The sequence below is a fragment of the Reyranella sp. genome (assembly GCF_965249915.1).
GTDB lineage: Bacteria > Pseudomonadota > Alphaproteobacteria > Reyranellales > Reyranellaceae > Reyranella.
Window position 1 is genome coordinate 5,152,379 of sequence record NZ_OZ252257.1, and the last position, 16,704, is coordinate 5,169,082.

At 67.8% G+C, this 16,704-nt stretch carries 14 protein-coding genes; 5 read left to right on the plus strand and 9 right to left on the minus strand.

All coding sequences use genetic code 11. From position 1 onward, the window contains the following. Nucleotides 1-5: 5 nt before the first annotated feature. The 4 genes from ACP15H_RS25340 to ACP15H_RS25355 form a co-directional block, all read right to left on the minus strand. Nucleotides 6-1,004 (minus strand): hypothetical protein, encoded by a 999-nt coding sequence (locus ACP15H_RS25340; protein WP_425068903.1) that lies wholly within the window; start codon nt 1,002-1,004, stop codon nt 6-8. A 4-nt stretch (nt 1,005-1,008) separates the two neighbouring features. Then, nucleotides 1,009-5,034: a hypothetical protein gene (locus ACP15H_RS25345; RefSeq protein WP_425068904.1), complete on the minus strand. Its 4,026-nt coding sequence runs from the start codon at nt 5,032-5,034 to the stop codon at nt 1,009-1,011. Nucleotides 5,035-5,397: 363 nt separating this feature from the next. Continuing rightward, nucleotides 5,398-5,547: a hypothetical protein gene (locus tag ACP15H_RS25350; protein ID WP_425068905.1), complete on the minus strand. Its 150-nt coding sequence runs from the start codon at nt 5,545-5,547 to the stop codon at nt 5,398-5,400. Continuing rightward, nucleotides 5,544-6,791: an MFS transporter gene (locus tag ACP15H_RS25355; protein WP_425068906.1), complete on the minus strand. Its 1,248-nt coding sequence runs from the start codon at nt 6,789-6,791 to the stop codon at nt 5,544-5,546. Before ACP15H_RS25355 ends, ACP15H_RS25350 begins: the two co-directional genes overlap by 4 nt. A gap of 70 nt (nt 6,792-6,861) precedes the next feature. On the opposite strand from ACP15H_RS25355, the gene ACP15H_RS25360 reads away from it, so the two are divergent. The 3 genes from ACP15H_RS25360 to ACP15H_RS25370 all read left to right on the plus strand — a co-directional run bounded on the left by ACP15H_RS25360 (nt 6,862) and on the right by ACP15H_RS25370 (nt 11,188). Beyond that, nucleotides 6,862-8,421, plus strand: a complete 1,560-nt coding sequence (locus ACP15H_RS25360) for an alpha/beta fold hydrolase (protein ID WP_425068907.1) — start codon at nt 6,862-6,864, stop codon at nt 8,419-8,421. 218 nt (nt 8,422-8,639) lie between these two features. Beyond that, nucleotides 8,640-10,304 carry a SulP family inorganic anion transporter gene (locus ACP15H_RS25365; RefSeq protein WP_425068908.1) on the plus strand — a complete coding sequence of 555 codons (1,665 nt, stop codon included), beginning with the start codon at nt 8,640-8,642 and terminating at the stop codon, nt 10,302-10,304. An 8-nt stretch (nt 10,305-10,312) separates the two neighbouring features. Then, on the plus strand, nt 10,313-11,188 hold the full coding sequence (locus ACP15H_RS25370) for an aldose 1-epimerase family protein (RefSeq protein WP_425068909.1): 876 nt from the start codon (nt 10,313-10,315) through the stop codon (nt 11,186-11,188). A gap of 7 nt (nt 11,189-11,195) precedes the next feature. Here the strand turns inward: ACP15H_RS25370 and ACP15H_RS25375 are convergent, their stop codons facing one another. The 3 genes from ACP15H_RS25375 to ACP15H_RS25385 all read right to left on the minus strand — a co-directional run bounded on the left by ACP15H_RS25375 (nt 11,196) and on the right by ACP15H_RS25385 (nt 14,584). Next, a complete protein-coding gene (locus ACP15H_RS25375) occupies nt 11,196-12,458 on the minus strand; it encodes a sterol desaturase family protein (protein ID WP_425068910.1) in 1,263 nt (420 codons plus the stop codon). Nucleotides 12,459-12,580: 122 nt separating this feature from the next. Then, a complete protein-coding gene (locus ACP15H_RS25380; RefSeq protein ID WP_425068911.1) occupies nt 12,581-13,690 on the minus strand; it encodes a helix-turn-helix domain-containing protein in 1,110 nt (369 codons plus the stop codon). 51 nt (nt 13,691-13,741) lie between these two features. Further along, nucleotides 13,742-14,584, minus strand: a complete 843-nt coding sequence (locus ACP15H_RS25385) for a helix-turn-helix domain-containing protein (RefSeq protein ID WP_425068912.1) — start codon at nt 14,582-14,584, stop codon at nt 13,742-13,744. A gap of 109 nt (nt 14,585-14,693) precedes the next feature. On the opposite strand from ACP15H_RS25385, the gene ACP15H_RS25390 reads away from it, so the two are divergent. Both ACP15H_RS25390 and ACP15H_RS25395 read left to right on the plus strand, forming a co-directional pair. Further along, complete coding sequence (locus ACP15H_RS25390) at nt 14,694-15,113, plus strand: hypothetical protein (protein ID WP_425068913.1); 420 nt, start codon at nt 14,694-14,696, stop codon at nt 15,111-15,113. Between the two features lie 21 nt (nt 15,114-15,134). Continuing rightward, the gene (locus ACP15H_RS25395; protein WP_425068914.1) at nt 15,135-15,530 is read left to right on the plus strand and encodes a PaaI family thioesterase; all 396 of its coding nucleotides are present in this window, start codon (nt 15,135-15,137) and stop codon (nt 15,528-15,530) included. Here ACP15H_RS25395 and ACP15H_RS25400 read toward each other — a convergent pair. Further along, complete coding sequence (locus ACP15H_RS25400) at nt 15,527-16,216, minus strand: hypothetical protein (RefSeq protein ID WP_425068915.1); 690 nt, start codon at nt 16,214-16,216, stop codon at nt 15,527-15,529. The two genes, ACP15H_RS25395 and ACP15H_RS25400, sit on opposite strands and share 4 nt — an antisense overlap. A gap of 18 nt (nt 16,217-16,234) precedes the next feature. Beyond that, nucleotides 16,235-16,699 carry a glycine/sarcosine/betaine reductase selenoprotein B family protein gene (locus tag ACP15H_RS25405; protein WP_425068916.1) on the minus strand — a complete coding sequence of 155 codons (465 nt, stop codon included), beginning with the start codon at nt 16,697-16,699 and terminating at the stop codon, nt 16,235-16,237. Nucleotides 16,700-16,704 lie beyond the last annotated feature (5 nt).

The window sequence follows — 16,704 nt, forward strand, 5'->3', positions numbered from 1 at the left end:
CGTCTCTACGCCGGCTTGAGGGTTGCGGTTATGACCCAGCGAGAAGCCTTGCTGTCGGTCACCGTCTTCTTGAGTTCGGGAATATTGATACTCATGGAGTAGCCGCCGGTCACGCCGTCCAGCGTCGGCGGCGCCAGGCTGCCGTCGTCCGTCATGCCCAGCGATGTAATCGGCTGGTCTCCCCAGCTCCAGAAAGCCAGCTTGGTGCCGTCGTTTCCGACGACAGGCACGATGTGTCGACCGATTTTGTTGAAGCTCGGAATGAAATTGAGGCCATCGACGAAATAGGACATGGGCGCGACGAGCAGGATGTCCTGTTCCGAGGATGGCGCGATCAGCGCCTGTACGGCGGCATCCGTGTCCGAAGGGTTGATCTTGGTCGCCGTCACCGATGCGTAGATGCCGCTGGCCAGCATCAGGTTCTTGGTGGGCGTGAGGTCGTCGATGGGCGGGGAGGCCTTAAAATCGTCTATCGGGCCGTCGAATTCGATGAGGCCGTTCATCTCGCGGCTGCAAAGCCCCGCCATCAGCATGAAGTCGACGGGCTGCGCGTAGTGGGTCTTGCCGTTGGGCGGCTTCTTGCTCAACTCCCGATGCAGATACCGCGCGACATCGAAGTCGCGCAGGTCGGAAGAGACTTCGCCGGTGATCCTGCCGAGACCGATCTTGCCGGTATTGTAGAGCTTGAGCGCGTAGTCGACGACGTTGGACGGGTCGCGTCGCAACAGGCACATCAGTACGGATGCGTAGGTGCACCAGGGGTAGCCGCTCTGGGCCAGCTTGTACGGCGCTTCGACAAGCACTTTGAGGCGTGCGGCGAAGGCGTCGGGTTCCATGTGCCATTCCTTCTTCGCCGACGGCGACTGGAGCCAGGCGTCGATAGTACCGATCGCGCTGGACCTGCTTCCGCTTTCCAGTAAACGCCTCGTCCGTGCCTCCCGCGTTTCTGCCGGCACCTGGCCGGGAAGGTTCAGCAGGGCGATGATCATGTCCATCGTCGTCATGGCGCTACACTCCCGGCTTCGGCGTGACGGGCCGCACGATGGCGGGCGGCCGCTTCAGCTTCACGGCAGGGGGAAGGGCCGCCATCAGTGTGGCCCGTTTCTTCAGGCCGCGGTCGACGATCGCCTTCTTCTGCGCCGCCACCATCTTCAGCCGATCCTTCTTCGGAGGGAGGGCGAACTTGCCGGCGATTTTCTGGGGCGTCAGATCGCGAATGCTGCGCGGGTTCTTCCGCGGCAGGCGGCTTTCCCCCGGTTTCGGCTTGGCCGGTCGCGCGGCTGCGCCTTCGACGAAGAACGCGCAGGATGCTTCGACACGTTGCCCTCCAGCGGGCGTGATCGACACGATCAGCGTGTTGATGCCCTCTTCGAGCCCGGCGCCGGGGACCGTGCAGGACAGAACGATGCCGAGCGGGGAGAGTACTGTGAGCCGGTCGATCTGGGTCACGGTGATTGGCGAGCCGAAGCGCCGTTCACCGCGCCGTGCCGGCGGCATCGGCGGCTCGGCCTGTTTCGGCGCGGCCGACCGTATACGCGCCGCTCCCGGCGCGGCCGCAGCAAGAGCGGCCAGCCGGTTGACGCGAACCGTGGCCAGGGCGTCGGCCCCGGACATGGTGAACGGGAACTTGTCGGTCTTGCGCGACTGGCCCTTCACCAGGCTCGCGTCGAGCGCTCGCAGTCCGCCTCGCGGCGTGCCCTTTGCGCCGGTCCTGTCCAGCTTCGACGCGGCCCAGTGCGGGCACAGTGCCAGGTCTGCGCGCGGATCGAACCGGTTTGCCTTGCGGGCGACGTCGGACGTCGCCTCCGGCGCCGGTCCCAGTTCGGCAACGGAGAAGGACGTCAGCGGCAGCTCCCGGCCATTGAGGAAGACGTGGACCGGATCGGGGCGGTCGTCCTCGTCGAGCACGGCCTCGCGCGACAGGCCCTGGACTTCGATCCGAATGCGCACCTCGCCATTGGCCGCTGCACCGGGCGTCGGCGAGAGGATCCGGACACCGCGCGGCGCTGCCTCGAGAGCCGTCCGTTGTCGCCTGAGACGCTCGCTCTTTGCGCCGACATCCGCGCGCTCGGCTTCCACTTCCTGAAGTCGAACTTCCTTGGTGAAGGCCGAGGACAGTGACTGGGCGGCATCGCGGACGGCATCCTCGAAAGCATCGAGGTCGCGCACCGCTCGTCGCAGACCATCGACGATGGCTTCCACGGGAACGTCGACGCGGCCCAGGGAAATCCGGTAGCGCACGCCCAGGACATCAACGTCGAAGGCCACCCGAATGTGCGGATCCCGGCCGAGATTGTCGTAGATCGCGTCGGTGAGCCGGTTGATCACCAGGTTGCCGATCTGCTGGGCAAGATCGCGATCGGGATCGAGTTCGCGGACGTCGTCCATGATCGAGTCGAGTTCTTCTGCCAGTCCGCCCACGATATCGAGCACGCCGTCGATCACGTCGTTGTCGAGCGCTTGCTCGACGGCATCGCGCGCCATGCCCCGCATGGCGCGCTTCAAGTCGGGTGGTGCGAGCGTGCGATAGACGTGATTGTCGGTCAGCGCCGCCAGTGCCTGGTCGACGATTTCGGCCGCCAGCTTTGACTTGAACTTGCGGCGCCCGGAGCGCGTGGCCAGCGGTGTAAGCGCGCCCAGCAGGCTTTCGGCCGCCTGGTCGAACCGTTCGGCGACCTCCCGGGCGAGCCGCTCGATATCGGCGAGGAGCTGGCCGAGTTGCCTTTGCATGTCTTCGAGCGCCTGCTGGGCATCGTCGATCCATTGCTGCACCTGGCGTTGCGCGGTCTCCAGCACTTCGGCCAGCTCTTCCAGGATCTTGGTGCCGATCAGTTCGATCAGCTTCGCGACGAATTGCAGGAAGCGTTCGCCGCCGACTGCCGCCAGCTCGGCCGCCAACGCCATCATGGCTTCGTTGTTGGGGATGAAGGCGCCGTCGCCGAGTTCCTGCAGGAAGCCGGCGCCGGCCGTGCTCGGCAGAGGATCGATGACCTCGTACATCAGGGACCGGATCTTCGACCTTTGCGCCTCGTCGAGCGGCCCCAGAACTTCGGCGCCGATGCGCAACGCGTCGGCTGTCAGTTCGGCGATCTCGCTCACCGGCACCGGCAGATTGGCGACCTTCGACAGTTGCTTCACGATGCCGTTCGGTGCGTCGACACTATCGGCGAGGCCGTTGAGGATGCCGTGCATCTGCGCCTGCGCCGTGGCCAGCATGATGTCGGTTGTGACGACGAGGCTGCGGCCGACCAGCTTCATCAGCACGCCGGAGAGGGCCTCCTTCAGCGCTTCGCGGTCGGCGCCGCGCCGCGACCAGTCGAGGACGACGCCGAATACCGTTCCCAGCGTAAAGTCGGTCGTCGGCAGGAAGACTTCGTCGAAATAGCTTCTGAGGTCGGGACGCGATGCCAGCCGATTACGCAGGACCGGCGCCAGCTCGTCGTGGATGTGCTCGGACATGAACGTCCGAAGCCCGTCGGCGATTGCCGCGAGGGTCGCCTGCGCATCGGGCTGACCGGAGCCGCTGGCGATGACGCTGCCGATGTTGCGCAGGATCGTGCGTCCGACGTCGTTGGCCGCGGACCCGAGCGGGCCGGTCATGGCCGTCAGGAAGCGATCCACTCCGGGTTCGTGTTGCCGCAGGAAGTCGAGCGCGGCGTCGGCGGCGAGGAATTCGACGATGTGATCGAGCTTGAGCGCGCCGGCGGCGGGCGGCGACGGCAGCGAGCTGCGAATGTGATCGCGGACCAGCGTCGGCGGCTGTGTCGTCAGGTTGCCGGAGAAGGCGGCTTTGGCCTGTCGCGGCGGCTGGCCGATGACGCTCAAGCGGGCATCGGCGCGGACCACCCGGCGATTGGCAACCAGGGCGAGTTGCGCCGCCGACCACAGGACGGAGATCAGGCGCTGCGTCTGGGCGTCGACCGTGCCGCCCAGCGCGGCGGCAGTCAGGTCGATCAGACGGGCGACCAGGGTGTTCCAGTAGATTTCGTTTGCGGGCGTCCCCTCGAACGGTTCTGCGGGAAATGCCTGCAGGTGGCTCGCGAGGGAGCGCCGCGCCGACAGGGTCCGATCCCACTGGGTCTGCGAGAGGGCCGCCACCCAGGTTCGGAGCGTGGCTTCAAGCGCCGAGAAGCCGGCGTCCGTCAGGCCTTTCAGTAGGAAGCGCTGACCTTCCTCCAGGGCGACCTGGGCGCAACGCAGGGCTACATCCTGAGCGCCTGATGCCGTTGCCGCGGGCGCATTCAGGGCAAGGTATTCACCCAGCTCGTAGGAGGTACGGAGCACCGTCTTGAAGACAGGTCGGGCGGCGTCGATCAATATCCGCGGCGCAACGCTGTCGGAGGGCAGGTTGTCCTTGAGTTCGTCGCATGTCTTTTCGACCAGAACGTCGACCGAGCGGGCGACGAACCGGCTGAAATCGTCGATCTCCATTGCGGCGAACACGCGGAAACCTGCGCCGGCCTTCAACCCGACACCTGCCCCGGCCACGATGTTGAAGCCGGGTTTGATGTTCTTCGCGGGCTGGGCGATGGCGGTGCCGGTGACGACCAGCTGCGCGTAGGCCTGCGCGGTCAGGGCGGCCTTGGCGTAGACGCCAGCCTTGATGTTGACTTCCGACAGGAACACCCGCAGCAGCTCTATCGGCAGACCGCGCATCTGCTGGTCCCGTTCGGCCAGCTCCAGGAAGTCGCCGATCTTCAGGCCGAGGCCGACCTGAACCGCGGCTGCCAGCTCGGCGATCGCCTGCAGGCGAACGGCGAAGCCGATCTCCTGAAACAGGTTCATCGGCGCCTGGATCTGCGCCGTCACGGAAGCCGAGGCGCTGGCCTGGCCCGAGACCTCGGCGCTCAGGAACCTGCCGACGCTGGCATCGATGCTGGCCAGAGCCTGGATGCCGAGATCGAGATTGAGGCCGCGCCGGACCTGGGCGCCGGCGGCGATGGTGACCTGGGCGTTGCCGCCGGCCTGCGCCCAGTCGGTGGCGACCGTGCCGCCCGCGGCAAAGACGTCCTGGTCCAGTCGTGCTGTCGGCATTCCTCGCTCCCCCCGGCTCACCGCGGCAGCGTCCGGCGCTGCGCACGGTGTGAGGTTAGCTGCTCCCGATCACAGGCAATAGGCCGCGATGAGGTCCCCGAGATATGCAGGACCGTTCAGCCCCAACAGAACGAAAGACAGGACCGTCGCGGCCGCCTCTCCCTCGATCGCGTGCTCGCTCCGACTCTGCGTTCCGATGACGTCGTCAGGCCACGCAAACGAAACAAACGAAATAAACGAAACAATCGAAGCCAGTGTCGCACCCCTGGGTTCCGGGCCATGACCCCTTGGTATTTGCATGTCGCATGCCGGAGGGCGAGGTTTATAAAGGAATCCCTCCCCAGTCCGATGGGGACGCAAATGCTACAGGCAATAAGCCGCGATCAGGTCCACGAGATAGGCGGGGCCGTTCAGGCCCCACAGGACGAACGACAGGACCGTCGCGGCCGCGACCAGGCTGGCCAGCCCCCACAGCAGCACGGGACGCCAACGGGTGGTCGGGCCGTCCGTCATGCTGGCTGCGGGATCGCCGCCGGACGGATCAGCCGCTCCTCGACGATCGGGTAGTGCAGGGCCGCCGAGACGAGGCCGAGCGCGATCGAGATCCACCACATCATGTCGTAGTTGCCCTGCAGGTCGAACAGCCGCCCGCCGCCCCAGCCGCCGAAGAAGCTGCCGACCTGATGGCCGAAGAAGACGATGCCGTTCAGCATGGTGACGTGGACCGGCCCGAAGATGTAGCCGACCAGCGAGGTGGTGAGCGGCACCGTGCCCAGCCAGAGGAAGCCCAGCGCGCCGGCGAAGATCAGGACCGAGGCGGCCGACAGCGGCGCCAGCACGAAGCCCAGGAAGACCAGCGAGCGCAGCAGGTAGAGCGTCGACAGGAGGTTCTTGCGCTTGAACCGGTTGCCCATCGAGCTCCACAGGATGGCGCCGGCGATGTTGAACAGGCCGACCATGCCGATCGCCCAGCCGCCCAGCTCGGCCGGCGACAGGTTGATGCCGAACAGCGACAGGCCGATCCCCTTGTCGGAGATGTAGGCCGGCAGGTGGCCGCCGACGAAGGCGACGTGGAAGCCGCAGACGAAGTAGCCGACCACCAGCAGCACGTAGCTGCGTTGCGCGAAGGCTTCGGACAGCGCCTCGCCGGTGCTCTGGTTGCCGCCACTGCCGCGCTTGGAGGCCGCGATCTCCTTGCGGTCGTTGAGGCCGAGCGGCAGCACGATCATGATCAGGGCGAGGATGGTGAGCGCCCACATGGTGGGGCGCCAGTCGCCGAAATAGTTCTGCAGGACGGCGGCCAGCGGCACGATGAAGAACTGGCCGAACGAACCGCCGGCCGAACAGATGCCCACCGCCAGCGCCTGCTTGGCGGGCGGGGCGACGCGCAGGATGACGCCGAGGACCGGGCCGAAGGTCGCCGCCGACAGGCCGATGCCGACCAGCACGTTGCCCACGATCAGCATGAAGCCGTCGTGCATCGTGGCGGTGACGATCATGCCCAGAACATAGATCGCACCGCCGCCGGCGATGGTCGGGGCCGAACCGAACCGGTCGGCAAGCCGACCCGAGAAGGGCGCGATGGCGCCCATCAGCAGCATCGAGAGCGCGGTGCCGAAGGAGAAGAGCTCGCGGCCGACATGGAGCTCGGCCGAGATCGGCTTGAGGAAGATGCCGAAGCTCTGGCGGACGCCAAGGCCGATGGTGAGGACGAGGAAGCCGCACCAGACGGCGGTCCAATAGGAGCGTTGGGTCATGGCCGCAACCTGAGGCGGCATGACCCAACTGGCAAGACATCCTGCCTTATGGTTTCCATAGAATTACTTCATGCCGTCACAAGCTTCGATGTGGCAGAACATATCCATGGTGCGACTGCGGTTCCTGTGCGGCTTGGCAGCATTCCTGATGCTTTTGGCAGGAAGCGCCGAGGCGGCGCCGCGACTGGACCGTGAGCGCTGCACCTTCAAGCCGCCGCGCGGCGACAGGGTCGAATGCTTCGTCCTGACGGTGCTGGAGAATCGCGAGCAGCCGCAGGGCCGCGAGATCAAGCTGAAGGTGGCGATCCTCAAGGCCAAGCGCACCGCCGGCGTCGAGCCGATGGTCTACCTGTCCGGCGGCCCCGGCGATTCGCCGCTGGTCGCCTCGACGCCGGGCGCGGATGCGCTGAGCGAAGGCGACTGGTGGAACGAGACGGCCGCCATCCGCCGCCGCCGCGACGTCGTCATCCTGAGCCAGCGCGGCGCCGGCGGGTCGACACCCAATCTCGACTGTTTCGACACGCGCAGCTCCGACCCGGGCCGGGCACGCCGGCGTGCGGTGACCGAGCAGCAGGAGCGGGAGATCCTGTCGCGCTGCCGGGCGGGGTTGGACCGCCGCAAGATCGATCTCGGCATGTACGCGACGCCGGCCCTGGCCGACGACGTGGCCGACCTCGCCGCGGCGCTGGGCCAGACCAAGATCAACATCTATGGCGTGTCCTACGGCACCCGCTGGGCGCTCGAGGTGATGCGCCGGCATCCCGATCTGGTGCGGGCGGCGGTGCTCGACGGCGTCTATCCGCCCCAGGTCAACGGCGAGCAGAACGAGCCGGCGATCGTGCGGCGCGCCTTCGAACAGCTGTATGCCGACTGCGCCGCCGACACCGTCTGCCGCGAACGCCACCCGACCCTGCGCGCCGCCGTCGAGGGTCTGATCGACGCGGCGCAACGCACGCCGATCGAGCTCGCGCTCACGCTCGAGGACGGCCCGCACCCGGTCTCGCTCGACGGCACCCAGGTGCTGATGGTGTTGCTGAACATGATGCGGGAGGGCGAGGTCGCCGCGATTCCCGAAACCGTGGCCGCGGCGCAGCGCGGCGACCTGCGGCTGCTCAAGCTCTACGCCGAAGATCTCGAGGCCGACGATGGCGGCTTGCTGGAGCAGAACGCCCAGCAGTTCGACGGTCTCTACAACAGCGTGGAATGCCGCGAGACCTGGCCGATGGTCGACCGCACCGCCCGGCGCAAGGCGATCGAGAGCAACGGGGTCTACGGACTGAACGCCAAGTCGAGCAAATCGCCGACCTTCTGTCCTGTGTGGCGCGTCACGCCTGCACCGGCCGATGAGCGCCAGCCGGTGAAATCCGACGTGCCGACCCTGCTGCTGAGCGGCGGCTACGACTGGCTGACGCCGCCGCCCTGGGCGCGCGAGGCCGCGAAGACTCTCTCGGCCTCGCGCAATGTCGTGTTCCGGGCGCAGGGCCACGGCGTCGTGGTGCAGGATGCCTGCGCCGCCCGCCTGCGCGACGCCTTCATCGACGACCCCAACCCCAAGCGCGCGCTGCCCTGCCGTCCCGACAAGGCGCCGAACTTCACCGCCGCCTGGGAGCGCGTGCGCAACATGCCGTGAGGCGCACCGGTCGACGATTCTGCAGAAGTCACCGTCGTCTCTCCGCTCCGCGACGGCGCAGGAGACCATGAGGCAGAGTCCGTAAGGCGGCGTCATCCGTCCGACGGACTCGTCAGACGACAACCTCCGCTATTTTCGGGAGGCTGGTCCGGACTTTGCGTCGGGTTGTGCAGGCGAGCGTTATTCGATATCATCATAACACACAAATATCCTGTATAATGTCTCTCGGTCTCCCTTCCCCAGTCCTTCCCCCGAGCTTCAACGGACCCTTCGTGCCGAAGCTCGTGTCGGTGCTGCGCGAAGGCTACGGGCTGGCCTCGTTGCGCGCCGATGCCGTTGCCGGTCTCACCGTGGCGATCGTGGCGCTGCCGCTGTCGATGGCCATTGCCATCGCCTCGGGCACCACGCCGGAGCGCGGACTGTTCACGGCCATCGTCGGCGGCTTCCTGATCTCGGCGCTGGGTGGCAGCCGCTTCCAGGTCGGCGGTCCCGCCGGCGCCTTCATCGTGCTGGTCGCCGCGACGGTCGCGCGCCACGGAATCGAAGGGATGCTGCTCGCCACGATAATGGCCGGCGTCTTCCTGGTGGCCGCCGGTGCCCTGCGGCTCGGCACCTTCGTCAAATTCATCCCCTATCCCGTCACCGTGGGGTTCACGACCGGCATCGCCGTGATCATCTTCGCCAGCCAGATCAAGGACCTGTTCGGCCTCACCCTGGCGGGCAAGGAGCCGGGAGAGTTCGCGGCCAAGCTCGAAGCGCTGGCGGGCGTGGCCGGCACTGTGAATCCGGCCGCCGTCACCTTGGCCGTCCTGACCATCGGCATCATTCTCGGCCTCAAGAAGCTGCGGCCGCACTGGCCGGGCATGCTGGTGGCCGTGGTCGCCACCTCGGTCGCGACCTTTGCGCTGGGCCTGCCGATCGAGACGATCGGCAGCCGTTTTGGCGGTATTCCGTCCATGCTGCCCGCGCCCAGCCTGCCCGACATGTCGCTGGAGAAGGTCCTGGCCGTGCTGCCCGATGCGCTTTCCTTCGCGCTGCTGGGCGCCATCGAATCGCTGCTGTCGGCGGTGGTGGCCGACGGTATGACGGGACGCCGCCACCGCTCGAACTGCGAGCTGGTGGCCCAGGGCGTGGCCAACATCGCCTCGGCGCTGTTCGGCGGCATCTGCGCCACCGGCACCATCGCCCGCACCGCGACCAACGTGCGTGCCGGAGCGCGCGGGCCGGTCGCCGGCATGCTCCACTCGGTTTTCCTGCTGGGCTTCATGCTTCTGGCCGCGCCGCTGGCGGCCTATATCCCGCTGGCGGCGCTGGCCGGCGTGCTGGCGGTGGTTGCCTGGAACATGGCGGAGAAGCATGAGTTTGTGACCCTGCTGCGCTCCTCGCGCGGCGATGCAGTCGTCCTGCTCTCGACCTTCCTGCTCACCGTGTTCCGCGATCTGATGGAAGGCATCGTGGTCGGCACGGCCCTGGGCGTCATCCTGCTCATCCAGCGCCTGACCGCGACGGCGGGCATCGTGGCGCAGCCCGCCCGCGCGCCCTTTGCCGCCGACCTGGTGACCGACCCGCGGGTGATCGTCTATCGCCTGTCCGGCGCCTTCTTCTTCGGCACGGCCTCGACCGTTGGCGCCGTGCTCGACAACATTGCCGACCAGCACAAGGCCTTCATCATCGACTTCAGCGCCGTGCCCTTCGTCGATTCGACGGCGGCCAACGTCATTGCCGGCCTCGGCCGAAAGGCGGCGCGGCAGGGCGTCCGCGTCTACGTCACCGGCGCCACGCCGTCGGTGCGCCACGCGCTGCTGAGGGCGGGGGCCGGTCGACCGCAGGTCCGCTATCTGCCCTCCGTCGACGATGCCGTTCGCGAGGCGCACCTGTTGTAGGATGGCCCATGGCCTCCCCCGTCCCGAATTCCCCCGTCTCGATCTCCACCGCCGCGCTCAGCGCCGAAATCTCCGCCACCGGCGCCGAGCTGGTGCGTCTGCAGGATCGCACCGGCGCCGATCTCCTGTGGGACGGCAATCCCGCCGTCTGGAACGGCCGCTCGCCGCTGCTCTTTCCCATCGTCGGCGAAGTGAAGGGCAATCGGCTCAAGGTGGCCGGCAAGAGCTACGAAATCGGCCGCCATGGCTTTGCCCGCACCTCGACCTTCACTTTGGTCCGGTCCGATGCCGCGTCCTGCACCTGGCGGCTGGAGTCGAGCGAGGCGACGCGTCGCCAGTATCCCTTCGAGTTTCGCCTCGACATCACCTACCGGATCGAAGGTGCCACGTTGCATATGGAAGCCGAGGTCACGAACACCGGGGCTGCCGTCATGCCGGCCTCGTTCGGCTTCCATCCGGCCCTGCGCTGGCCGCTGCCCTATGGCAAACCGCGGGCGGCGCACGAGATCGTCTTCGAACGGGACGAGCCGGCGCCGATCCGCCGCCCGATCGACGGCCTGCTGAGCGCGGCGCAGTTCGCGACGCCGGTGCGCGACCGGCATCTGCTGTTGCGCGATGATCTGTTCGAAGAAGGCGCACTGGTTTGGGACACGCTGGCCAGCCGCAGCGTCCTCTATGGCGAGGCGATCCGCGTCGACTTCCCGCGCATGCCCCATCTCGGCATCTGGACCAAGCCCGGCGCCGGCTATGTCTGCATCGAGCCGTGGCAGGGCCATGCCAGCCCCGAAGGCTTCGACGGCGAACTGGCCGACAAACCCGGCGTGATTGCGATCACGTCGGGCGCCGACGAGAGATTCGCGATGTCGATCGCCATCGAGCGCTGATTGAATATCAGTGCAACGCGGCGGCCAGTGCCGCTGCACTGCGCCACACCTGCTTCTGGCAGATGAACAGCACGCAGCCTTCGATCGTCAGCGTGTCGGCACTCACCCGGCGCAGCGTCGCGCGATAGGTCTGGCCGTCCTCGGGATTGTAGATGCGGCCCTCCCAGCCGCCGTTCGGGGTGCGGGCGAATCCCGACAGGATCGACAGACCGACGAGCGGCCGTGTGCGCAGGGTGGTGTCGACATTCTGGGCGTCGAGGCGCGGCCGGCCCTTGTCGTCGACGCTGTCCCACAGCCAGCGGACGGTGCCGCACAGACCTGGGGCACCGTTGCAGGGCGATATCTCGACGATGGCGGCCGCGCCGGGCGTCATCCATCGCCCGACCGGGCCCTCGTCGGCCCGGACCGGGTCGGCTCCCAGGAGCAGGATGGTCGCCGCCATGAGGCCCATAATCGCGCGCGCGAGCACAGGTGCCGGCTTGGCAGGTGCCGGGCCGGCCGCGGCGGGGGAAACGATCGCCTCGAACTTCCGGCGGTAGTCCGGATGCTCGGTGCCCATCAGCTTGTCCCACCAGCGGAAGTAGAGGCCGTAATTGTAGCGGCCGGCTTCGTGATGCAGGTCGTGATGGGTGGTGGTGTTGTTCCAGCCGAGCCACCGGCCGGGGCCGAAGGCCGCCGGATGAACCTCGGCACCGGCATGCCCCATGACGTTGCGCAGGATCTGCACGATGCCGAAGGCCAGCAGGCCGAGCCCATGCATCGGCACGACGAGGAGGAAGAGCGGGACGAAGGCGCCGTGCACGACGGCCTCGGGTATGGCGAAGGAATAGGCGGCCCACGGCGTCGGCGTACGCGACAGATGATGCGTGCGATGGAACAGCGCGAACAGGCGCCTGTGATGCATGGCACGGTGCGCCCAGTAGAAGTAGGTGTCGTGCGCCACCAGCATCAGGGCCAGGGAGAGGACCAGGTAGAGCGGCCCGGCCTGGCGGAAATCCTTGTAGATCGTGATCCAGCCCTGGTGGTCGCCCACGGCGACGATGGCCCCCAGAACAGAGAAGATGAAGGCCGTGCGCAGCGACGCCAGGACTTCGCGTCGCCGCTGACCGGGGCGGGGATCGCGCGGCTGCAGCTTGCGGCGGGCGAGCCCGGCACGCCAGAATAGGGCGAGGATCGTGGCCATCAACGTGGCGGCCACGAGGTATCGGGCGGTGTCCATGACCCAGACCGTGGGCCAGGCAGACAGGTAGACGTGCCAGAGTTCGTTCATCGAGCGCCCCTCCATCAGGCGTGCCCAATGCCTAGGAGGAGGTGGCGGAAGGATCGCGCCGAAGGCGAAAATCGGCGACTTGCTGTGAAAAACGGCTCGCCGATTCCGGAATCGGCGGGAAATCAGGCGCCGTTGCGGCCTTCGGCGGCCTTTCTGTATTCGGTCGGGGTCATGCCGGTGTCGGCCTTGAAGGCCCGGTTGAAGGGACCGAGCGACTGGAAGCCTGAATCGAGGGCGATGGTCAGGATCGGGACGTCGGCCTGGGCGGGATCGGCCAGCGCCTGCTTGGCGTCGGCCAGACGATGGCGGTTCAGGTACTCGTTGAAGTTCCGGTACCCCAGCCCGCGATTGATGGCGCGCCGCAGCCGGTATTCGGGCAGGCCGAGCCGGCCGGCGAGGACGCCGATGGTCAGCCCCTCCTGCCGGTAAAGCCTGTCGACCGACATCAGTCGTTCGAGGGTGGCGAGCAGCGCCGGGTCGGCGGGCTCGTCTTCCGCCGCCGCCGTTCCCAAGGACGGCGGCGAGGGCGGGCTGGCGGGCGATAGCGAGTCGACGGCCTGCCTCAGCGCCACCGGGCCGAGGACGGGTTCGAGATCGGCCTGCAGCAGGAGCAGGGCGACGATGGCCGCGATTGCGACCAATGACGCCGAGTTGAGCAGGTGCAACTCCATCGGCATTTGGTCGGCGCCGAAGACGAGTTCGACCGTGACGGTGACGGCGATGTGGAGCGCCACGGCGACCAGGATGAAAACGCGCAGCCGCCGCCGGCCTTCCACCAGATCGCTGCCCCAGCCACGCACCGTCTGCGCCAGTGCCAGCAGCGCCAGCAGGATCACCGCGCTGCGCACCAGCACGCCCAGCAGCCAGTGCGAGGTGAACCCGGCGCCCAGCAGATGGGCCAGTGGCCAGACGACCAAGCCCAGCCAGATCAGCGCATGCCAAGGCTTCAGCCGGAAGGAATCGTCGAACATCGCCCGGGCGAACAGCCAGAAGACCGCGGCGTTGCCGGTGCAGAGCATCAGGACGGGCGCGAACCAGACCGGCGGATCGTGAGGCCCCGGCGACGAGCAGACAGTGTAGGCGGCCGCGCCTACTGCCAGAAAGGCGCCCAGCCAGGCGGCCTGCCGGCCCCGGGCCTGCCGTAGGGTGGCGGCCGCGACCAGGAGGAGCAGCGCAACGCCCGCGCCCCGCAGCGCGATGTCGAGCGTGACGAGAATGCCGAGGCTGCCCATGTCGGCGACGTGCTTAGCATTTCGCCGCCGTTACGCCACCCCGTCGCGCTCTCAACGCTGGGCAGCCAGGCTCCTGAACAGCGCGTCGCTGCGGTCGTCGGCGGGGAAGAAGCTCTCAACGCGGACTTCCTGCAGGGTGATATCCTGCGGTGTGCCCAGGGTGGCGATGGTGGTGAACACCGACAGCGCCTTGCCGCCCACCAGATAGTCGACCGTCAGTACCGGCCCTGGCCGCTCCTCGAAGCGCAACTTGCGGAACGAGGCGGGCACGTCGGGATAGGCCATGATCTCCTCGATGAAGGCCAGCGCCCTTGGCTCGCCGCCGGCGGCCAGGATCTCGGCATAGGTCGTCGACACGAGATAGCGCGCGACTTCCTCCCAGTTTGAGATCTTCGAGCGCAACGCCTTCGGATCAAGGATCCAGCGCAGCAGGTTAGGTCCCTTGCCGGGGGGCGGCGCGGGCGGCATGCCTTCGAACAGGAAGACGGTGAAGGCGTTGGCCGCGTCGTTGGCCTGCAGCAGGTTCCACAGCCGGTCGATCACGACGGCCGGGTAGGGCTCCTGCTGCTTCAGCATGAAGTCGATCGCCTGGCGCACGGGCGCGAGTTCGGGCGCGGCGAGGTTGCTCTCGCGATAGGCCGGTGCGAAGCCCGCCGCCAGCAGCATCTCGTTGCGCTGGCGCAGCGGCACGTCGAGCGCGGTCGAGAGCTGGACCACCATCTCGCGGCTGGGGCGCGCACGGCCCGATTCGAGGAAGCTGACATGGCGCTGCGAGACGCCGGACTGCAGCGCCAGCGAGAGCTGGCTGGCGCCGCGACGACGGCGCCAGGCGCGCAGCATGGGACCGAACGTGTCGGCCGGAGGGGCGGTTGCGGGAGCGGGATTTGTGCTCATGGCGGGAACCCTAGCACCGGCCCGCGGCTCCGCCGATTACCTGCTGCGTAATTGAGAGACGGTCGGGCGGATGCGATCTCCGGGTCGTCCGCAACCAAAGGAGGACGACATGACCGCTTCATCCGACCGCCTGCTCCGCCGCACGCTCTGGGCCAACGCCATCCTGTCCGTGGGCTCCGGCGCCCTGCTGGCCGCCCTGGCCAATCCCTTCGCTAAGATGGCCACCCATGCGCCGCTCCAGGTGCTGGGTCTCGACCTCGCCATCGTTCTGGAAGTGCTGGGGCTGGGTTTCGTGGCTTTCGGCGCGGTGTGCGGCTGGGTCGCTTCGCGCTCCGACATGCCCCTGGGCTGGGCACGGGCGATCTTCGTCCTCGACGCGTCCTGGGTCGCGATCAGCGCCGTCATCCTGACGCTGCCGGCGTCGTGGACCCTGACGGGGATCGCGGGCATCGTCGTCATCGCGCTGGTCGTCGCCGATCTCGCGATCCTCGAGTATCTCGGCCTGCGCCGCATCGGCACCGCCCACTAATCGCGACGAGAGGAAACGATCATGGACAGGCTTCAGCTCCTGAACGACATCAAGCTGCCCTTCGCCGAAGTTCTGGGGCTGAAGTTCACCGAAGCGAGCGAGACCGGGGTGAAGGCCGAGATGGTCGTCCGCCCCGAGCTCTGCACGCGGCCCGCGATCCTGCACGGCGGCGCGGTCATGGCCTTCGCCGACACGCTGGGCGCCGCCGCCACCGTGCTCAACCTGCCCGAGGGCAAGGGCACGACGACGATCGAGAGCAAGACCAACTTCGTCGGGCCGGCGCCGGTCGGCACCACGGTGATCGGCGAGACCACGCCGGTCCATCGCGGCCGCCGCACCATGGTGTGGACCACCCGCATCACCACCGCCGAGGGCAAGCTCGTGGCGGTGGTGACGCAGACGCAGATGGTGCTTTAGGTTTTCGCCAGCCGGTGCCGCTCGGTCGCCGGGATCAGGGTCAGGTTGCCAAGAATCCTGTGCTGCGGATCTTCACTCGCGGCCAGCCGGGGCTGAAGGTCGAGCAGCGCCTTGCCGAACAGCGTCTCGTCCCACAGCCACGCCTTGCGCGTCTTCGGCGTGCCGGGATCGGGGAAGGCCGAGGCCGCCTCCAGATAGTAGGCCCGCAGATCGTCGACCGCTTCCTTGAGCGCCTGCGCGGGTGGCAGATCGCCCACGAGGGCGGCGGAGAGAAGCGCGCCGGCCGCCGGCATGTCGAGGCCGGAAACACCCACGGTGGTGCGGCCGGTGCGCGCGACGCTCTGATCGTGCCAGGTCGCCAGACGGTCGATCTCGGCCGCCAGCGTGTCGGTCGCCTGGGGGGCGAGGTTGATCGGGCAGGCCCAGCCGGTGAAGTCGGCCTCTTCGGAGACGTGCTCGGGATAGTCGGCGATCAGCGGCCCGTCGGTGCGCTCCAGCAGCTCGGCCGTCGCGCGCAGCACGCGACGCTGGAAATCGGCATCATCCGGAATGCCGAGCGGCCGGCCGAGTTCGAACGTGACCCAGAGGGCGCGCGGCGGACGGATGGTTTCGGTGTGCTCGCGCACCAGGCTGATGCTGGCGGTCGGAATGCCCTGACGTTCGAGGAAGTGGCCCAGCGCGCCCACGGCGCGCGTGCAGGCGGGTCAAACCGGAACGAGCAGGGCCGCGTCGACGCCATCCTGCTTCAGCAGACCGGCGAGATGCTGGGCATGCGGCTCGGCCGCATCGGGCGGAAAAGCGCCCATGAACGAGTAGTGCATCGAGGCCATCGAGCCGACGACGCCCTCTTCGACCAGCTCGCGCAGCCGGTCGATTGGGAAGGCGACGTTGTGGTCCTGCTGGAAGCCGGTGCGGTCGAAGTTCACCGAGATGTGGCTCATCACCAGGTCGCGCGCCGGGGTCTCGGCCGGAATGACGCGGTAGCTGCCGTCGCCGGGACGGAACGGCCGGTCGCCGCGACGGTGCAGGCCCGCCGTCGAGATCAGCGCGACCCGGCGCTGGGCGAGCGGCTTGCCGGGCAGCGCCGGCGTGTCCTGGAACGTGGGACACTCGATGCGCCGCAGGTGATGGGCCTCGACCTCGGGCATGTCGCTGAGACGTTTCACCATGGCGT

Bases quoted from the DNA above. Each gene is read 5' to 3' on its own strand.
- ACP15H_RS25340 (WP_425068903.1), bottom strand. From the start codon at position 1,004: ATGACGACGATGGACATGATCATCGCCCTGCTGAACCTTCCCGGCCAG.
- ACP15H_RS25345 (WP_425068904.1), bottom strand. From the start codon at position 5,034: ATGCCGACAGCACGACTGGACCAGGACGTCTTTGCCGCGGGCGGCACG.
- ACP15H_RS25350 (WP_425068905.1), bottom strand. From the start codon at position 5,547: ATGACGGACGGCCCGACCACCCGTTGGCGTCCCGTGCTGCTGTGGGGG.
- ACP15H_RS25355 (WP_425068906.1), bottom strand. From the start codon at position 6,791: ATGACCCAACGCTCCTATTGGACCGCCGTCTGGTGCGGCTTCCTCGTC.
- ACP15H_RS25360 (WP_425068907.1), top strand. From the start codon at position 6,862: ATGCCGTCACAAGCTTCGATGTGGCAGAACATATCCATGGTGCGACTG.
- ACP15H_RS25365 (WP_425068908.1), top strand. From the start codon at position 8,640: ATGTCTCTCGGTCTCCCTTCCCCAGTCCTTCCCCCGAGCTTCAACGGA.
- ACP15H_RS25370 (WP_425068909.1), top strand. From the start codon at position 10,313: ATGGCCTCCCCCGTCCCGAATTCCCCCGTCTCGATCTCCACCGCCGCG.
- ACP15H_RS25375 (WP_425068910.1), bottom strand. From the start codon at position 12,458: ATGAACGAACTCTGGCACGTCTACCTGTCTGCCTGGCCCACGGTCTGG.
- ACP15H_RS25380 (WP_425068911.1), bottom strand. From the start codon at position 13,690: ATGGGCAGCCTCGGCATTCTCGTCACGCTCGACATCGCGCTGCGGGGC.
- ACP15H_RS25385 (WP_425068912.1), bottom strand. From the start codon at position 14,584: ATGAGCACAAATCCCGCTCCCGCAACCGCCCCTCCGGCCGACACGTTC.
- ACP15H_RS25390 (WP_425068913.1), top strand. From the start codon at position 14,694: ATGACCGCTTCATCCGACCGCCTGCTCCGCCGCACGCTCTGGGCCAAC.
- ACP15H_RS25395 (WP_425068914.1), top strand. From the start codon at position 15,135: ATGGACAGGCTTCAGCTCCTGAACGACATCAAGCTGCCCTTCGCCGAA.
- ACP15H_RS25405 (WP_425068916.1), bottom strand. From the start codon at position 16,699: ATGGTGAAACGTCTCAGCGACATGCCCGAGGTCGAGGCCCATCACCTG.